At 66.0% G+C, this 16,008-nt stretch carries 14 protein-coding genes; 6 read left to right on the forward strand and 8 right to left on the reverse strand.

What is annotated here, in order from left to right:
• Positions 1 to 8 precede the first annotated feature (8 nt).
• The 3 genes from AAA969_RS13025 to AAA969_RS13035 are packed head-to-tail and all read right to left on the reverse strand — an operon-like array spanning position 9 to position 3,393.
• Positions 9 to 1,244 (reverse strand): ABC transporter permease, encoded by a 1,236-nt coding sequence (locus AAA969_RS13025; protein ID WP_338246484.1) that lies wholly within the window; start codon positions 1,242 to 1,244, stop codon positions 9 to 11.
• A complete protein-coding gene (locus tag AAA969_RS13030; protein WP_338246485.1) occupies positions 1,241 to 1,921 on the reverse strand; it encodes an ABC transporter ATP-binding protein in 681 nt (226 codons plus the stop codon). The genes AAA969_RS13025 and AAA969_RS13030 overlap by 4 nt, the downstream gene beginning before the upstream one ends.
• A complete protein-coding gene (locus tag AAA969_RS13035; protein ID WP_338246486.1) occupies positions 1,921 to 3,393 on the reverse strand; it encodes an efflux RND transporter periplasmic adaptor subunit in 1,473 nt (490 codons plus the stop codon). The genes AAA969_RS13030 and AAA969_RS13035 overlap by 1 nt, the downstream gene beginning before the upstream one ends.
• A 142-nt stretch (positions 3,394 to 3,535) precedes the next feature.
• On the opposite strand from AAA969_RS13035, the gene AAA969_RS13040 reads away from it, so the two are divergent.
• The 3 genes from AAA969_RS13040 (at position 3,536) to AAA969_RS13050 (ending at position 5,565) form a co-directional block, all read left to right on the forward strand.
• On the forward strand, positions 3,536 to 3,853 hold the full coding sequence (locus AAA969_RS13040; protein WP_338246487.1) for a hypothetical protein: 318 nt from the start codon (positions 3,536 to 3,538) through the stop codon (positions 3,851 to 3,853).
• A 3-nt stretch (positions 3,854 to 3,856) separates the two neighbouring features.
• Positions 3,857 to 4,906, forward strand: coding sequence for a helix-turn-helix transcriptional regulator (locus AAA969_RS13045; protein WP_338246488.1), 1,050 nt, complete (start codon positions 3,857 to 3,859; stop codon positions 4,904 to 4,906).
• 107 nt (positions 4,907 to 5,013) lie between these two features.
• Positions 5,014 to 5,565: a hypothetical protein gene (locus AAA969_RS13050; protein WP_338246489.1), complete on the forward strand. Its 552-nt coding sequence runs from the start codon at positions 5,014 to 5,016 to the stop codon at positions 5,563 to 5,565.
• A gap of 19 nt (positions 5,566 to 5,584) precedes the next feature.
• Here the strand turns inward: AAA969_RS13050 and AAA969_RS13055 are convergent, their stop codons facing one another.
• Positions 5,585 to 6,124, reverse strand: a complete 540-nt coding sequence (locus AAA969_RS13055; protein ID WP_338246490.1) for a hypothetical protein — start codon at positions 6,122 to 6,124, stop codon at positions 5,585 to 5,587.
• A gap of 114 nt (positions 6,125 to 6,238) precedes the next feature.
• On the opposite strand from AAA969_RS13055, the gene AAA969_RS13060 reads away from it, so the two are divergent.
• The 3 genes from AAA969_RS13060 to AAA969_RS13070 all read left to right on the forward strand — a co-directional run bounded on the left by AAA969_RS13060 (position 6,239) and on the right by AAA969_RS13070 (position 11,225).
• Complete coding sequence (locus AAA969_RS13060; RefSeq protein ID WP_338246491.1) at positions 6,239 to 7,939, forward strand: hypothetical protein; 1,701 nt, start codon at positions 6,239 to 6,241, stop codon at positions 7,937 to 7,939.
• 107 nt (positions 7,940 to 8,046) lie between these two features.
• Positions 8,047 to 8,394: a zinc ribbon domain-containing protein YjdM gene (locus AAA969_RS13065; RefSeq protein ID WP_338246492.1), complete on the forward strand. Its 348-nt coding sequence runs from the start codon at positions 8,047 to 8,049 to the stop codon at positions 8,392 to 8,394.
• Between the two features lie 98 nt (positions 8,395 to 8,492).
• Positions 8,493 to 11,225 carry a M16 family metallopeptidase gene (locus AAA969_RS13070; protein ID WP_338246493.1) on the forward strand — a complete coding sequence of 911 codons (2,733 nt, stop codon included), beginning with the start codon at positions 8,493 to 8,495 and terminating at the stop codon, positions 11,223 to 11,225.
• A 98-nt stretch (positions 11,226 to 11,323) separates the two neighbouring features.
• Here AAA969_RS13070 and AAA969_RS13075 read toward each other — a convergent pair.
• The 4 genes from AAA969_RS13075 to typA form a co-directional block, all read right to left on the reverse strand.
• Positions 11,324 to 12,273, reverse strand: a protein-coding gene (locus tag AAA969_RS13075) for an IS630 family transposase (RefSeq protein WP_338246494.1) whose coding sequence is annotated in 2 segments (ribosomal slippage) — positions 11,324 to 11,931 and positions 11,931 to 12,273 — 951 coding nt in all. Because the reading frame shifts where the segments join, the coding sequence is not laid out codon by codon here.
• A 92-nt stretch (positions 12,274 to 12,365) separates the two neighbouring features.
• Positions 12,366 to 12,668: a hypothetical protein gene (locus tag AAA969_RS13080; RefSeq protein WP_338246495.1), complete on the reverse strand. Its 303-nt coding sequence runs from the start codon at positions 12,666 to 12,668 to the stop codon at positions 12,366 to 12,368.
• Positions 12,669 to 12,920: 252 nt separating this feature from the next.
• Positions 12,921 to 13,700, reverse strand: a complete 780-nt coding sequence (locus AAA969_RS13085) for an SDR family oxidoreductase (protein ID WP_338246496.1) — start codon at positions 13,698 to 13,700, stop codon at positions 12,921 to 12,923.
• Between the two features lie 414 nt (positions 13,701 to 14,114).
• A complete protein-coding gene (gene typA / locus AAA969_RS13090; protein ID WP_338246497.1) occupies positions 14,115 to 15,941 on the reverse strand; it encodes a translational GTPase TypA in 1,827 nt (608 codons plus the stop codon).
• Positions 15,942 to 16,008 lie beyond the last annotated feature (67 nt).

Raw genomic sequence — 16,008 nt, forward strand, 5'->3', positions numbered from 1 at the left:
GGCTTCGATTACTCGAAGCGCAGCGCGTCGATCGGATTGAGGCGCGAGGCGCGGTGGGCCGGGTAGAGGCCGAAAAAGACCCCGACAAAGGCCGAGGCCCCGATCGCAATGGCGACGATGACCGGATCGATCAAGATGTCGAGTTGGCCGACCTCGGCATAGATCAGCGTGCCGCCGACCCCGACCACGAGACCGGCCAGCCCACCGATCACGCACAGGACGATACTCTCGATCAGGAACTGGTTGCGGACATCGGCGCGGCGCGCCCCGACCGCCAGCCGCAAGCCGATCTCGCGAGTTCGCTCGGTTACCGAGACCAGCATGATGTTCATGATCCCGATCCCGCCGACCAGCAGGACGATCCCCGCCCCGACAGCGAGCAGGAGGCCGAGCTGGCTCTCTGTCTCGTTGCGGGCCCGGATGAACTCGGCCAGCGAGCCGACCGCGAAATCATCCTCGGCCCCGGGCTGGATGTCGCGCCGGATGCGCAGCAGGTCCTCGATATCGGCAATCACCCGCGAGGTGGATTCGCCGGGCGCGATATCGGCGTAGATCGTCGAAACCGCATCACGGACCGTCACACTCTGGCCTGCACCAAATCTCTGGCGAACCGTCGACAATGGGGCGAACACGACATCATCCTGATCCTGTCCCCAGGAGGTCTCGCCCTTGCGCTCCAGCGTACCGATGACCTCGAAGGGCTGGCCGCCGATGCGGATTGACTGACCGAGCGGGCTGGCACCGTCGAACAATTCCTGGATCACCGTCTGGCCAACCACGACATAGCGGCGGCCGGACACGTCCTCGGCGCCGGAGAAGGCCCGGCCTTCGCCGATCACCCAGCCGCGGGCCGAGAAATAGTCCGGGTTCACGCCCTGGATCCGGGAGGTCCAGTTGATCCCGCCAAAGACCAGCGTCGTACTGGCGGAGACTTCACCGGACACGCCCGCAAGGCCGGCGATTTCCTCGCGGATCGCCGCCACATCGCCATCGGTCATCGGATCACCCGAGCCGGCAGCGCCGCGGCGCCCGCCGAACATGGACGAGCCCGGGCGGATGATCAGGAGGTTGGCCCCGAAACTGGCAATCTGGGCCTCGACGGCCTGTTTGGTGCCCTCACTGATGGACACCAGGACGATCACCGAGGCGACACCGATGATGACGCCGAGCATGGCCAGCGCACTGCGCAAGGCATTGATGCGCAGGGCGGTCAGCGCGACGCGCAGGGAAGCAAAGGCGTTCATGAGCGGTCCTCCACGATATTGCCGTCCCGGAACACGATCTGGCGTCGGGCATGGTCCGCCACTTCCTGCTCGTGGGTCACGAGGATCACAGTGATCCCCTCGCGATTGAGCTGGTCGAAGATCGCCATGATGTCGTCGGACGTCTTGCTGTCGAGCGCGCCGGTCGGTTCGTCGGCCAGCAGGATCTTGGGATCATTGACCAGCGAGCGCGCGATCGCGACCCGCTGTTGCTGACCACCGGAGAGTTGGGCCGGATGGTGGTCGGTCCGGTCGCCCAGCCCGACCTGTTCCAGACGCGCCATGGCGCGCTTGACCCGCTCGGCATGAGGCAGGCCGGAATAGATCAGCGGCAGGCCGGCATTCTCGACCGCGCTGGTCCTCGGCAGCAGGTTGAACTGCTGGAAGACGAAGCCGATCGTGCGATTGCGAAAGCGCGAGACCGCATCCGGCCCCAGCGAGCGCACATCCTCACCGGCAATGTGCAGCTGGCCGGAGGTCGGCTGATCGAGGGCGCCAAGCAGATTCATCAGGGTCGACTTGCCCGAGCCGGAGGTTCCCATGATGGCGACGTACTCACCCGCCTCGATATCCAGCGAGACACCGTTGAGGGCATGCACCGTCTGGTCACCCATCGTGTAGGTCTTGACCAGATTGCGACACTCGATCAGCGCCGGCATTATTCGCGCACCTCGCGGGCCCGGGTGATCACGGCCTCGCCGGCCTCGAGCTGGCCACCGACAATCTCGGTCTGCTGGGTATCGTTGATGCCAACGCGGACCCGGCGCTCCGCCAGCGTCCCGTCGGCCTCGAGCACCCAGATCGTCGCCGGACGCGTCTCGCGGGCCTCACGCTGCATCTCGCGATAAAGCCGCATCTGTTCCGGCGTCAGGATGCCCTGCATCTCGCGGGCGATCTCGGCCTGGGCGGCGTCGCGATCGAACGTGCCGCCGGACTGGGCCTGCGCCGCCATGCGTCCGAAGACCGAGCGGAAGATCGTGCCGGCGCGCTCCTGCTGGTCCGGCGTCAGTTCGAGGCGCTCGGCCATCTGGGCCATCGGATTGCCGCGACCACCGCCGCCGCCACCGGGACGACCACCGCCCTCACCACCGGTCTCGACCGGCAGGGTCCGGCTCTCGAGCGCCGGGGACGGACGGAAACGCAGGGCCGAGTTCGGCACGGTCAGCACGCCGGTGCGTTCACCGGTGATAATATCCATATTGGCCGTCATGCCCGGCAGCAGGCGCTGATCCGGATTGGTCGCGGAGATCACCACTGTATAGGTCACCACATTGTTCAGGGTCTGCGGGGCCAGGCGGATCTGATCGACCACGCCGGTCAGTTCGAGGCCGCGATAGGCATCGACCGTGAACGCCACCGTCTGGCCTTCGGCGATCTGGCCGATATCGGCTTCATCGACCTGGGCATCGATCTGCACCTGGCCGAGATCCTGGGCGATCGTGAACAGGGTCGGCGCCGACAGGCTGGCCGCCACCGTCTGTCCCTGGTCAACGGCACGGTCGACGACGACGCCGTTGATCGGCGCGCGGATCGTGGTGCGTTCGAGGTCGATCCGGACCCCTTCCAGGGTCGCTTCGCGCTGGTCGAGTACCGCCTGGGCATTGCGGATCTGGGCATCGGACACGGCCAGGCTCGCTTGGGCAGCCTCCTGCGCGGTCACGGCATTGTCGAGCGCGGCCTGCGCGGTGATCCCGCGATCAAACAGGGCCTGGATACGGTCGTATTCCTGCTGCGCCGACCGGGCATTAGCCTCGGCGGTCAGACGGTTGGCACGCTGCAGGGAGAGATTGGCGGCCGCGGTCGCGCGATTGGCCTCGGCTTCGCGGATGCGGGTCTCATAGGTTTCCGGATTGAGCTGGGCGATGATCTGCCCTTCCTCGACCGTGTCGTTGAAATCGACATAGAGGGCCTCGATCTGGCCGGACAGCTGGGAGCCGACCTCGACGGTCACCAGCGCCCGCACGGCACCGGAAGCGGACACGATCCGGCGCACTTCGCCTTCCGCAACCGTTTCGGTTTCGATCACGATTTCGCCGGCGCCCTCGCCACCGCGAGACACCCACCACCAGCCGGCTGCCGCCATCACAATGAGACCGGCCACACCGATCCAGAACCGTTTCATCGACATCATTCCCGTCAACCTGTCCCCGAAGACCGTATCTGACTGACACGAACGGGGAGCCCCATTCCGTCGCAGACATCTTGTACGTGCGCATGTAGCGCGCAGATGACTGAAAGGCTAATGAGGATTGTGCATGCCGGAGTGAACACACATGTTTGACGAGATACGAGCCCTGCTCGACCTGCCCGGAATGGGGCTGGCCATCACCGTCGGACCGGTCGTCTGGCTTGTGATCTGGCTGTTCCTGTCCGTCTGCCTGTGGCGCGGCGGTTTCATCGATCTGGTCGAGAAGCTCACCCGCCCGCGCTGGGCCGGTGCAGAAAGGGCCCGGGCCGTCATGCTGATGCCGGTCCGCGCCGTCATGCTCACCCTGGCCGCCGCACTCGCAGCGACAATCACGACAGTGGGCCTCGCTTTCAACCTGGCGATCGTCATCAGCGTCATCGAGGCCATTCGCGGCGGAGGATAAACTGTGTCGGTGATTGACGGGGTCCAGCTCCTGGCCGCCTATCATGCCGGACTGCTGGCCACCTTTATGCTGTGGCGGCGGATATCGCCCAGCCTCGGCCTGCTGTGTCTCGTATTCGCCGCGCACATGCTGACCAATCTGGTGACCGCGCATGCGAACCTTCCGCCCGAGGCCGACGTGACCAGTGCGTTCGGCCTGCTGTACGGGCCCGGGCTGTGGCTGTTCGTCCGCGGGCTGTGCTACCGCGAGGCGCGGCCGGGCTGGCGGGATCTGGTACATGCCCTGCCCGCCCTTCTCGTCGTCCTGTTCCGACCGGCCGACCCCTGGCCGCAACTGGCGGGACTACCGCTGCTGATGGGCTATCTGGTCGCCATCGGGCTGGCCCTGCGGGAGCATGGCCAGCTGACCGGTCAGGTCCGCGCCGATGATGACCGGGTCAGCCTGCGCTGGGTGCGCCAGGCCTTCTATGCCTTCGTCGCCCTGGCCACCGTCGATATCCTGCGTTCGACCTTCGCCTCGCGCCTGCCCGGGCTCGATGGCGCCGGCTTCGCGCTGGTCCTGGTCGGCGTGACCGCCCTGCTCACGGCCCTCGCCTGGCGCAGCCGCGAGCATGTGCGTGATCGCGGCGCCTTGTCGCCACGTGGTCTGGACGCGGGGCGCGCCGGAGCCGGCTCCCAACCCGATGATGCCGACGCGCTGGCCGACTTCGAACGCATTGACCGGATCGTTCAGGCGCAGGCGCTGTGGCGCGAGCCCCGTCTCTCGCTCGCCGATGTCGCCCGCGCCGCGGGCGGTACGACCCGTGACATCTCGCGCGCCGTGAATGCCGGAAGTGGCGGGAGTTTTTCGACCTATGTGAACGGGCTGCGGATCGACGCCGTGGACGCCATGATGGCCGACCCCGACCGTGCGGGCGAGAGCCTTCTCAGCCTCGCCTTCGAGGCCGGGTTCAACTCCAAGTCCGCCTTCAACCGGCTCTACCACGACCTTCGCGGCGAGACCCCCAGCCGGGCCTTCGCCCGTATCACCCGGGCGCGCGCATCCGGTGGCTGACGAGCCGGATCATCACCGGAAACGTCCCATATCCTGATCCGGGACGACCCATTCCTGGCGCTGCGGCAGCCTGGTGTCCTCATCCACCCGATAGACGGACACCCGCCATGACACATCACTCTGCTTTCCGCCCCGACCTGCGTCCCGCCATGACCGCACTCATCCTCGCCGCGACGGGTCTCACAGCCTGCCTCGCAGCTCAGCCCGTGTCCGTGACCGGTCCCGAACAGGCGCCGGCAGCGGCCCGCTTCGGCGCCAGCCTGGAGACGGTCCGTCCACTGCTTGAGGCCGCCTGCACCCGCCTCACCATCCGGGACATGCCGCTGGAGCAGATGCCGGTCGCCCAGTCCAGCCACGTCCAGGCTGACTGTGCCGGTCTCGATCATGCCGGCACCCCGCGCGAGGCCGAATTCGTCTTCGCCGATGATGCCCTCGCCTTCGTCTGGGTCCTGACCGGGGCTGAGGAGGCCGAGACGCTGCGCGCAGCCCTCATTGCCGCCCATGGTACGCCCAGCCATGACCTGCCGATGGCAACCGCCTTCACCCAGGCGCACCTGGCCCTGCGTCATGACACGCCGGAACTGCTGTATTACGGCGACCACATCGCGCCGTTGTATGTGGGCTGGTTCGACCAGATGGCGGCCGACACGGGCGAGTGATCACCCGGAGCGGGCGGGACTAGGCGACCGGACGGTTGCCGTCGAAAACGCAGCCGTCATCGTCCGGATCGGCCGGGGCGCTGTCCAGAAGTCCCGCCAGCCCGGCCTCGAAGGCGTGCCCGGCCTCACGCCAGCAGTCCTTGCGGCAGGCGGGCACCGGACACGGGCCGGAGATGGCGGCGTTCGCACAGAGATGCGCCGGCAACCCGCAGCGGTATCGGCCCCAATGGACCATCTCGTGCAGGCAGGTTGCCACCACGCGATCGCGCAGGCTGGCGTCATTCGGGTGATGGCTCCACTGACCGAGCAGGCCCTTGTCGAGGGTGATGGCGGCCGGGCTGGCCGTCAGGAAGCGACCTCGCGTCGCGCCCTCCAGGGTCGCGACCAGCAGGATCGGGTTACCCTTCGGACCGAGCGCGTCCCGGGCGCCGTCCTTGTCGAGCCCTGAAAACCGCATGAAGCGCTGCAGCAGGTCGGCATGGTCCCGAAGACCGGCCATCCGCTCCGACAGGGTCTCCAGAACAGCGAAGTCCTGCCTGAGTGTCTTGTGGATGAACACGGCCCGCCCCTGGAAACCCCGCCGCGCCACGCCCCGGGCCGGCTCAACTAAAGGTAGCATCAAAGCCGTGGTCACGCTATCTTTGCGGCGACGGGGCCTGCGGGGAGACACGCCATGATGCGACACGGGATGCTTTTTGCGACATTGGGCGCCAGTCTTCTGGCCGGCTGTTCGACAATGCCCCGATCCTCCCGCCCGGCAGCGGATATCTCTGCCCATTGCACCGACCGACCCGGCAGCACGCTGACAAGCGTCGACCAGGCGCGCGACTGCATCGACGATTTCCGCCAGGTCTACCGGGGACGCGCCGACGCCAATAGCGGCCAGCGACGGGCCTTCCGGTCCGGAACCCTGTTCGGCTCACTCGGCGCGGTGGCGAATGCGCTGAGTGGCGGCAGCGATGGCGCGACCACCGGTCTGGGCCTGATCGCCGGCACCTCCGCAACCCTGTCGCCCATCGTCGCCCCGCCGGCGCAGGCGACGATCTATCTGGATGGCCAGCGCGCCGCCAACTGCCTGTTCCGCGAATCCTCAGGCGCGCTGCAGCGCCGAACCTTGCTCGACGGGGCGATGGTCACGCGCTTCATCACCTCGGCCAATGCCCTTGGCGCCATCCTCGACACCGCCCCGACACGGGACGGGGCAACCGGGCCGTATCGGACAAGCTTCGAAAGCGTGGAGTCGGCGATCCGGGACATCCTGCGGGTCCGCGACGCCGCCGTGCGTGCACGCCTCGACAATCAGCTCGAGGGCGACCAGCTGATGTCGGCCCTGATCGATGTTGATCTCGCGCTCCAGCTTCGCCTTCACAATCTTGATGTGTCACTGGAAAGCTCGGTCAATGTCGCCAATCAGAGCATCCTGACCCTGGCCGGCCAGCTCAGCCAGCGGCCCGACCTGTTCAGCCTGCCGGATCCGGTGACCCGTGACGCCGGGGTACAGAACGCCAATGATGTCGATATTGCGCTCGATAACTGGCTGCGCCGCAACCGGCCGGCCCTGGCGCGCGCCCAGGCTGACGCCGAGGCGGTCACCGCCCTGCTGGACAGCCTGGCACTGGATCACGGCGGCGCCACGGGTATTGCCAGCTGCATCGACATCGCCTCCGGCCTCACCACCGATATCATCCGGCTGCTGCAGCCGCCGGTCGCCATCGACCTAGCCGATCTCGAAACCCGGACCCAAACCCTGGACGCTGAAGGGGGCAATGCGCCCTACACGGCCCAGTGGGTCGGTGCCACCCCGCCCGGGCTTGCCCTTTCGGTCGCGGATTCCGGTGCCGGCCGCTTCACGCTCGAGGCCGATGCGAAAGCCGCGCAGCCCGGCCGCTACCAGATCATCCTGCGCGACGAGGACCTGCGGCCCATGGTCGTCCTGATCCGTGTGACCGGGGATCCGGCAAGCCGGGTCGAGGATCCGAGCGGCCTGGCGGGCGGGAGCGAAAGCGCTGACACGCCGGCTCCGGAAACGGTCACCCCCGCAGCCGGGGACGGTGCATCCGGGTCCGGCGCAGACACCGTCTTCGTCACCGCAAACGGCACGGAGCATGCCGTGTGCCGGGTGACGGCCACTGTGTCGCCCCCCTATGCCGGCGTCGCCGCGATGCAGGCGGGTATCTGCCAGTTCCTCGGCGATGCCAGCGCCTTCGGGCAGCCGGCCGGCTATGTCTTCCGCATCGATGGCGAGGCCGGTCCGGCAAGCGATGAGGCCGCCCGCGCCGCCCTCGCCTGGCGCGAGGCCGATGACGCTGTTCCCGGCGACCGGACCGGGCTCTATGACGCAGTCTGCCGCGTCTTTGACCTGGAGAATTGCTGACCACGCCCCGGCGCGCTGACGCGGCAGGCAGCGCAAAGCGCTGGACCCGGGCTGGTCTGGCAGGTCACAAGAGGACAGGATGTCCGACCCAACAGAAGGCCCCGGCCATGAGCGACCTGCCCGCCTGCCCGCAATGTGAGTGCCAGTGGACCTATGAGGACGGCGCCTTGCTGGTCTGCCCCGAGTGCGCCCATGAATGGTCGGCCGAAGCCGCCACGCCTGTCGGCGACGGCGAAACGGTCCGGGTCTGGCGCGACGCCAATGGCGCCGAGCTGGCCGATGGCGACACCGTCACCGTGATCAAGGATCTCAAGATCAAGGGCACCAGCCAGGTGGTCAAGGTCGGCACCAAGGTCAAGAATATCCGCCTGACCGATGGCGATCACGACATTGACTGCCGCATTGACGGGGTTGGCCAGATGGGTCTGAAAACCGAGTTCGTGAAGAAGGTCTAGGCGGGAGCCGCAACCGGACATTAACAGAAATTTACTTCACCTCTCCGCTCAACCTTCTATGTCTCTCCCACACATTATTCTCAAGGTGGGAGAGACCTATGCACCGCATTCTTGCGGCAACCTTCGCGGCAGCCCTGTCATGGACAGGTCTGGCCAGCGCCCAGGTGCCGGACGTTGACATTCCCTTTGAACAATTCGAGCTCGAGAACGGCCTGACCGTTGTCGTCCACGAGGACCGCAAGGCGCCGATCGTGGCCGTCAGCATCTGGTATGGTGTCGGATCCGGCGCCGAGCCAGCCGGCCGGACCGGTTTCGCCCACCTGTTCGAACACCTGATGTTCAACGGGTCGGAAAACTACAATGACGACTATTTCGGTCCGTTCGAGGATGTCGGCGCGACCGGCCTCAACGGCACCACCTGGTTCGACCGCACCAATTATTTCCAGACCGTGCCGACGCCGGCCCTGGACATGGCGCTGTGGATGGAATCAGACCGCATGACGCACCTTCTCGGTGCCATCGACCAGGAACGCCTCGATGAGCAGCGCGGCGTGGTCCAGAACGAGAAGCGCCAGGGCGACAACCAGCCTTACGGCATGGTCGAGTACTCGCAGCTGCGCGCCCTCTTCCCGGAAGGTCACCCCTACGCCCACTCCACGATTGGCTCGATGGATGACCTCGACGCCGCCTCGCTGGAAGACGTGCAGGCCTGGTTCCGCCAGTATTACGGCGCGACCAACGCCGTGCTCGTCCTGGCCGGTGACATTGATGCCGAGGAAGCCCGGCCGCTGGTCGAGCGCTATTTCGGCGACGCCCCGGTCGGCCCGCCGCTCAACCAGATCAATGAATGGGTCCCCGAGCGCCGCTACAACACCAGCGAAGTCATCTATGACGACGTGCCGCAATCGCGCATCTACCGCACCTGGGTCGTGCCGGGCCGGATCTCCGAAGAGCGCGCCGAACTGGAACTCTTCGCCACCGTGCTCGGTGGTGGCCGCACCTCGCGCCTGTACCAGGACTTCGTGTTCGGACGCCAGGTCGCGACCTCGGCCTTCGCCTATGTTGAGGAGCATCAGCTCGCCAGCCAGTTCCACATCCAGGTCACGCTGAACCCCGGTGAGGATGTCGCTGCGGCGTCTGCCCGGATCGACGAGATCGTCGCCGAACTGCTCGAAGAGGGCCCGACCCGCGACGAGCTGGCCGCAGCCCGGACCCGGATCAATGCCGGTGTCGTGCGCGGTCTGGAACAGATCGGCGGCTTTGGCGGCAAGGCCGTCACGCTGGCCGAGGGCGCCCTTTACGCCAACGATCCCGGCTTCTGGCGCACCCATCTGGAACGCCAGAACAACGCCACCCCGGACGAGATCACCGCGACGGCCAATGAATGGCTGACCACGGGTTCGCACGAAATCACCGTGCTGCCCTTCGGCCAGTATGCCAGCGTTGAAACCGATGCCGACCGCTCGGCCCTGCCGGTCGTCGCCTCGACGCCCGAACTGGTCTGGCCGGAAGTTGAAACCGCCACACTGTCCAATGGCGTGGAGATCGTCTTCGCCCGCCGTGACGCCGTGCCGGTGGTCGAAATGCAGATGGTCTTCGACAGCGGCTATGCCGCCGACAGCGTCGAAGGCGGTCAGCTTGGCCTCGCCAGCTTCACCATGAACATGCTCGACGAAGGTGCCGGCCGCATGGACGCCACCGGGATTGCCGCCCGGGCCGAAAGCCTGGGTGCCAACCTGTCGACCGGTGCCGGTCTCGACACCGCTTCGGTCAATCTCTCGGCCCTGCGCACCAATCTGCGCCCATCCGTCGAGCTGATGGCCACGGTGATCACTGATCCGAGCTTCCGCGATGAGGATATCGAGCGCGTCCGCGCCCAGACCCTCAACGGCATCCAGCAGGAAATGGCCAATCCGATTGCCATCGCCCTGCGCATGCTGCCGCCGGAAATGTTCGGTGAAGGCCACGCCTATTCGGTGCCCTTCACCGGATCAGGCACGCCGGAAGCCGTCGCGGGCTTTACCCGCGCCGACCTGCTGGCTCACCAGACCGCCTGGCTGCGTCCGGACAATGCGACCCTGTTCATCGTCGGTGACACGACGCTGGACGAGATCACACCGATCCTCGAGCGGGCCTTCCGCAACTGGCAGGCCCCGTCGACGCCGCTGCCGCAGAAGAACCTCTCCGAGGCCTCCAATTCGGATGGCGCCCGGGTGATCATCGTTGATCGTCCGAACTCGCCGCAATCGCTGATCCTGGCCGGCCTGATCGGCCCGTCCGGCTCGGTCGACAATCCGGAAGTCTACTCGGCCATGAATGACGCCATTGGCGGTTCCTTCACGGCCCGGGTGAACATGAACCTGCGTGAGGACAAGGGCTGGTCCTACGGTGCCCAGACCCTGCTCTGGGGCGCCCGCGGCCAACGCCCGTGGCTGGTCTATGCCCCGGTGCAGACCGACCGCACCTCGGACTCGCTGGCCGAGCTGCTGCGTGAGTTCAACGAGTTCACCTCCACCAACCCGGCCACGGCCGAGGAGCTGGAGCGCTCGGTGAACAACTCGACCCGCTCCCTGCCCGGCCAGTTCGAGACCGCCTCTTCGGTCCGCAACTCGCTCGCCTCGAGCGCCAATCTGGGTCGTGACTGGAATTATCCGGCCACGCTGACCGAGCGCTACCGTTCGCTCGACCTCGAAGAGGTCCGGGCTGCGGCACAAGAGGTCATTCACCCGGAGCAGTTCGTCTGGCTCATCATCGGCGACGCCGCCGTGATCGCCGACGACATCCGCGCCCTCGACATGGGTGAAGTCGAAATCCGCCGCATGGGCGAATAGGCCTCACACAGTCGGACTGAAACAAGACGGGCGCCGGAGGAAACTCCGGCGCCCGTTCCTGTTTCGGCTCGGCAGTGGCGGTCTAGAGCGTTTTCATTTTAATCGGGGTCATATCCGCAGGCTTTGAAGTAGTTGACGCACTCAGCCGGTGTGATGGCGTCGATGGCGTTGGCGACGGCCTGGTGGAGATCATCGACGGTGCGGGCTGTAGCCTTGCGAAGCAGGGCCTTGAGCTTTGAGAACGCCTTTTCGATGGGATTGAAGACCGGGCTGTAGGGCGGCAGGTAGAGCAGGCTGGCGCCGGCGGCCTCGATGGCGTCGCGCACGCCGGCGACCTTGTGGGCAGGCAGATTGTCCATCACCACGATGTCGCCGGGCTCAAGTTCGCGTACCAGCATGCCTTCAACCCAGGTCAGGAAGGTCTCGCCGTTCATGGCGCCGTCGACCAACGCAGGCGCGGCGACACCGTTCAGACGCAGCCCGGCGGTGAAGGTGATCGTCTTCCAGTGCCCGTGCGGGATCGGGGCGCGGCAGCGCTCGCCTTTGGGGGAGCGCCCGTACAGACGCGCCATCTTGGTCGACACGCCGCTCTCGTCGATGAAGACGAGGCGTTCCGGATCGAGATCCGGCTGGCGTTCGAACCATTCTACGCGACGCTCGTAGACGTCCGGCCGATCCTGTTCGGCCGCGTGGCCCGTCTTTTTTTAAATGTCTGCCCGCGTTTATCGAGGAAATACCAGAGCGTGCTTTGTTGAACGCGCAGACCGTGATCCGCCTCGAGACGCTGCGCCATCTCCGCCAGCGTGATGTCCGCCCGTTCGTCGATCAGGCCGAGAATGAAGGCTTCGTGCGCATCCAGGCAGGAGCGGCCCGGATTGCCCTTCTTGCGCGGCGACACGCCTCCGGTTCGTCGGAAAAGCCGAACCCAGCTACCAACCGTCGACTTGCCGACCCACATGCGCTGCCCCGCCTCGCTCGTCGACAAACCCTCGTCGACGACAAGACGAACCACCCGCCAGCGCAAATCCTCGCTCATCGCTCGTGTCATCCATGACCTCCCGGCTCAATGATGACACCCTAAGAATCACACTTCGCGGCCCAAGTGAATCCCTTCGCGACTCTAAGATCGATGAAAATGCTCTAGCGCCCGGTGACGGTGTGACGGGTCAGACGCCCGGGGCGGACCTGGGTCGTGAACCGCGTCTCATAGATGGTGGTGCCGTAGGCCAGGCCGGCGCTGACATCCCAGCATCCTGCCGAGGTGGTGAAGCGATAGGAACGGCCCGGCGGGATCGTGCTGCCCGAGGGCAGGCGGTTGAGGCCATAGCTCATCCCCGAACAGTCGGCGATCAGGATCACCGTCAGCGTATGGCTCGACCCGTTGGCGATCTCCAGCACCCCGGTCGGCTCACCCGGCCGGACCAGCGGACCACCGGTCACCACGCTACAGGCCTACACCACGCCCAGGCAGGCCAGGGCCATCATGACTTTCATCCAGCGCATCGCGCCCTCCCCTTTGATCCGGGAGCAAGTATCCGCCGCCCGCCGCGCGCCCGGTATCCCTCGAACAGGGGAGGCCGACTGGCTGACACGACAACAATGTCCGTTTCCGCCCCGGAGTGAGCGCGCGTATAAACAAAAAAGGGGCGGACCTGCCACGCAGCGCCCGCCCCCTTGAACTCAATTCGAACCGGCTTAGAAAGCGCCACGCGCCTGGGCCACGCCGCCATCGACGACCAGGGTCGAGCCGACCACGTAATCGCCGGCCCGCGAGGCCAGGAAGATCGCCGCGCCGGCCATGTCCGACGGCTCGCCAACCCGGCCGGAAGGCACACCCTGGGACACCATGTCGGCATGGTCACGGGCGACCTTGTTCATGCTCGAGGCGAAGGCGCCCGGCGCGATCGCGGTGACATTGATGTGCTCCTTCGCCATCTCAAGGCCCAGACGCTTGGTCAGATGGATGATGCCGGACTTGGAGGCGGCGTAGGAATAGGTCTCCATCATGTTGACCGAGAGCCCGTCGATCGAAGCGATATTGATCACCTTGGCCGGCTGCTGCGGCGAGGCCGCTGCCTTGAGGGCGCTGTGCAGGGCCTGGATCAGGAAGAAGGGCGTCTTGACATTGAGGTCCATGACCTTGTCCCAGCCGCTTTCCGGGAACTCGTCCAGCGGCGCGCCCCAGGCGGCACCGGCATTGTTGACCAGGATGTCCAGCTTGCTCTCGTGCTCGAGAAATTTCGCCGCCAGAGCCTTGGCCCCGTCAGCGCCCGAGGCATCACCCGGCAGCGCGATACAGGTGCCGAATTCCGACAGGCGCTCGGCCGTCGCCAGGCATTCCGGCGCCTTGCGCGCGGTGATGTAGACCTTCGCCCCGGCCCGCACATAGCCCTCGGCAATCATCTCGCCAATGCCGCGCGACCCGCCGGTGATCAGCGCCACCCGGCCTTCAAGGGAAAACAGATTATCAAACATGGTACGGACCTCCCGTCAGGGTTTGTGTTTTGTTGCGAGAGAGGTAGCGGCTGGAACCCGAACTGTCGAGGGTCGGGTATGGGATGTGCGGCATTCATCGGTGAAGCACCGCCGACGCGGGCTTTCCTCGCTGAGCCCGGCCCCCTTCGCCCGCAAGCGGGGGCAGAAAACCCGTCCCGCCACCTGCCATCCCATCATCCACGCTCATTTTTCCCGGAGGCGCGGGGCTCCGGCCGGGAACAATGTGATTGTTTCCGGGAGAGCTTTTCCGCCCCACACCGTGGGGAGGTGGCGCGCCCGCCAGGGCGAGACGGAGGGGTGACGCCGCAGGCGGCATGGGCCAACCGCGCTTCGTCCCTTCCTCGCTGCGCCCGCTGCCCTTCTCCCCGTGGAGAGGGACAGTGAGGGCCGGTCCTAGCCCGCCGAGCGCGACGCTTTCTTGCGCTCGTGTTCCTTGAGGAAGGTCTTGCGGATGCGGATGGATTGCGGGGTCACCTCGACGAGTTCGTCGTCATTGATGAATTCCAGCGCATATTCCAGGGTCAGCTTGATCGGGGTGGTCAGGACGATGTTCTCGTCGGTGCCCGAGGCCCGCATATTGGTCAGCTTCTTGCCCTTGGTCGGGTTGACGATCATGTCGTCATCGCGGGCGTTGACGCCGATGATCATGCCTTCATAGACCTCGACGGCGTGGCCGACAAAGAGCTTGCCGCGTTCCTGCAGGTTGAACAGGGCAAAGCCCAGCACCTTGCCGTCGATCATCGAGACCATGGCGCCGTTATGGCGCTGGCCGATCTCGCCGCCGGTCTTCGGGGCGTAGTGATCAAAGGTGTGGAACATCAGGCCGGAGCCCGAGGTCAGGGTCAGGAATTCGGAGCGGAAGCCGATCAGGCCGCGGGTCGGGATGACATAATCGATGCGGACGCGGCCATGCCCGTCCGGCACCATGTTCTTCATGTCGGCCTTGCGCTGGCCGAGCTTTTCCATGACCCCGCCCTGATCGCTCTCCTCGACATCGACGGTGAGGCTCTCATAGGGCTCGCACAGCTCGCCATCGACTTCCTTGATGACCACGCGCGGACGGCCGACGGCCAGCTCGAAACCTTCGCGGCGCATCGTCTCGATCAGGATGGAGAGGTGCAGCTCGCCGCGGCCGGAAACCGTGAACTTGTCCGGATTGTCCTGCTGCTCGACCTTCAGCGCCACATTGTGGATCAGCTCGCGCTCGAGGCGTTCCTTGAGATTGCGCGAGGTCACGAACTTGCCCTCACGGCCGGCGAACGGGCTGTCATTGACCTGGAAGGTCATCGACAGGGTCGGCTCGTCGACGGACAGCAGCGGCAGGGCCTCGACATGCTCGGGATCGCACAGCGTGTCGGAAATCTTGAGATTGTCGATGCCGGTGAAGGTGATGATGTCACCCGCCTGGGCGCTCTCGCGCTCGACCCGCTCGAGGCCGTGGAAACCGAAGATCTGCTGGACCTTGCCCTTCACCTGGCGGCCATCGGCCTTGGCGACCACGACCGACTGGTTGCGGGCGAGACGGCCACGGGTCACGCGTCCGATACCGATCACGCCGGTGAAGGAGGAGTAGTCGAGGGCCGAAACCTGCAGCTGCAGCGGACCGTCGAAATCGACGCCCGGCGGCGGCGTGTGGGTGGTGATCATCTCGAACAGCGGCGTCATGTCGGTGCCGATCGCGCCGGCCTCATTGGCCGCCCAGCCCTGCAGGGCCGAGGCGTAGACGACCGGGAAGTCGAGCTGTTCCTCATTGGCGCCAAGGCGGTCGAAGAGATCAAAGGTCTGGTCGACAACCCAGTCCGGGCGGGCCGAGGGACGGTCCGCCTTGTTGATCACGACGATCGGCTTGAGGCCGCGGGCCAACGCCTTCTTGGTCACGAAAGAGGTCTGCGGCATCGGGCCGTCGACCGCATCGACCAGCAGCAGGACACCATCAACCATCGACAGGACGCGTTCCACCTCGCCGCCGAAATCGGCGTGGCCGGGCGTGTCGACGATGTTGATGTTCCAGTCACCCCAGGTGACCGCCGTGTTCTTGGCCAGGATGGTGATCCCGCGCTCTTTTTCCAGATCGTTGGAATCCATCATGCGCTCGGACACATTGGCCCGCTCGCCCAGCGTTCCGGACTGTTGCAGCAGCTGGTCGACCAGCGTGGTCTTGCCGTGGTCAACGTGCGCCACGATGGCGATGTTGCGCAGCTTGTCGAGGGACGCGCTCATGATGTCATTCCTGTCGTGAAAAGGCGCGCCCTCTTACGCCGTGAGCGCGTGGCTGGCCAGTGCTTAT

The organism is Maricaulis maris, from assembly GCF_036322705.1.
Classification (GTDB): Bacteria; Pseudomonadota; Alphaproteobacteria; order Caulobacterales; family Maricaulaceae; genus Maricaulis; species Maricaulis maris_B.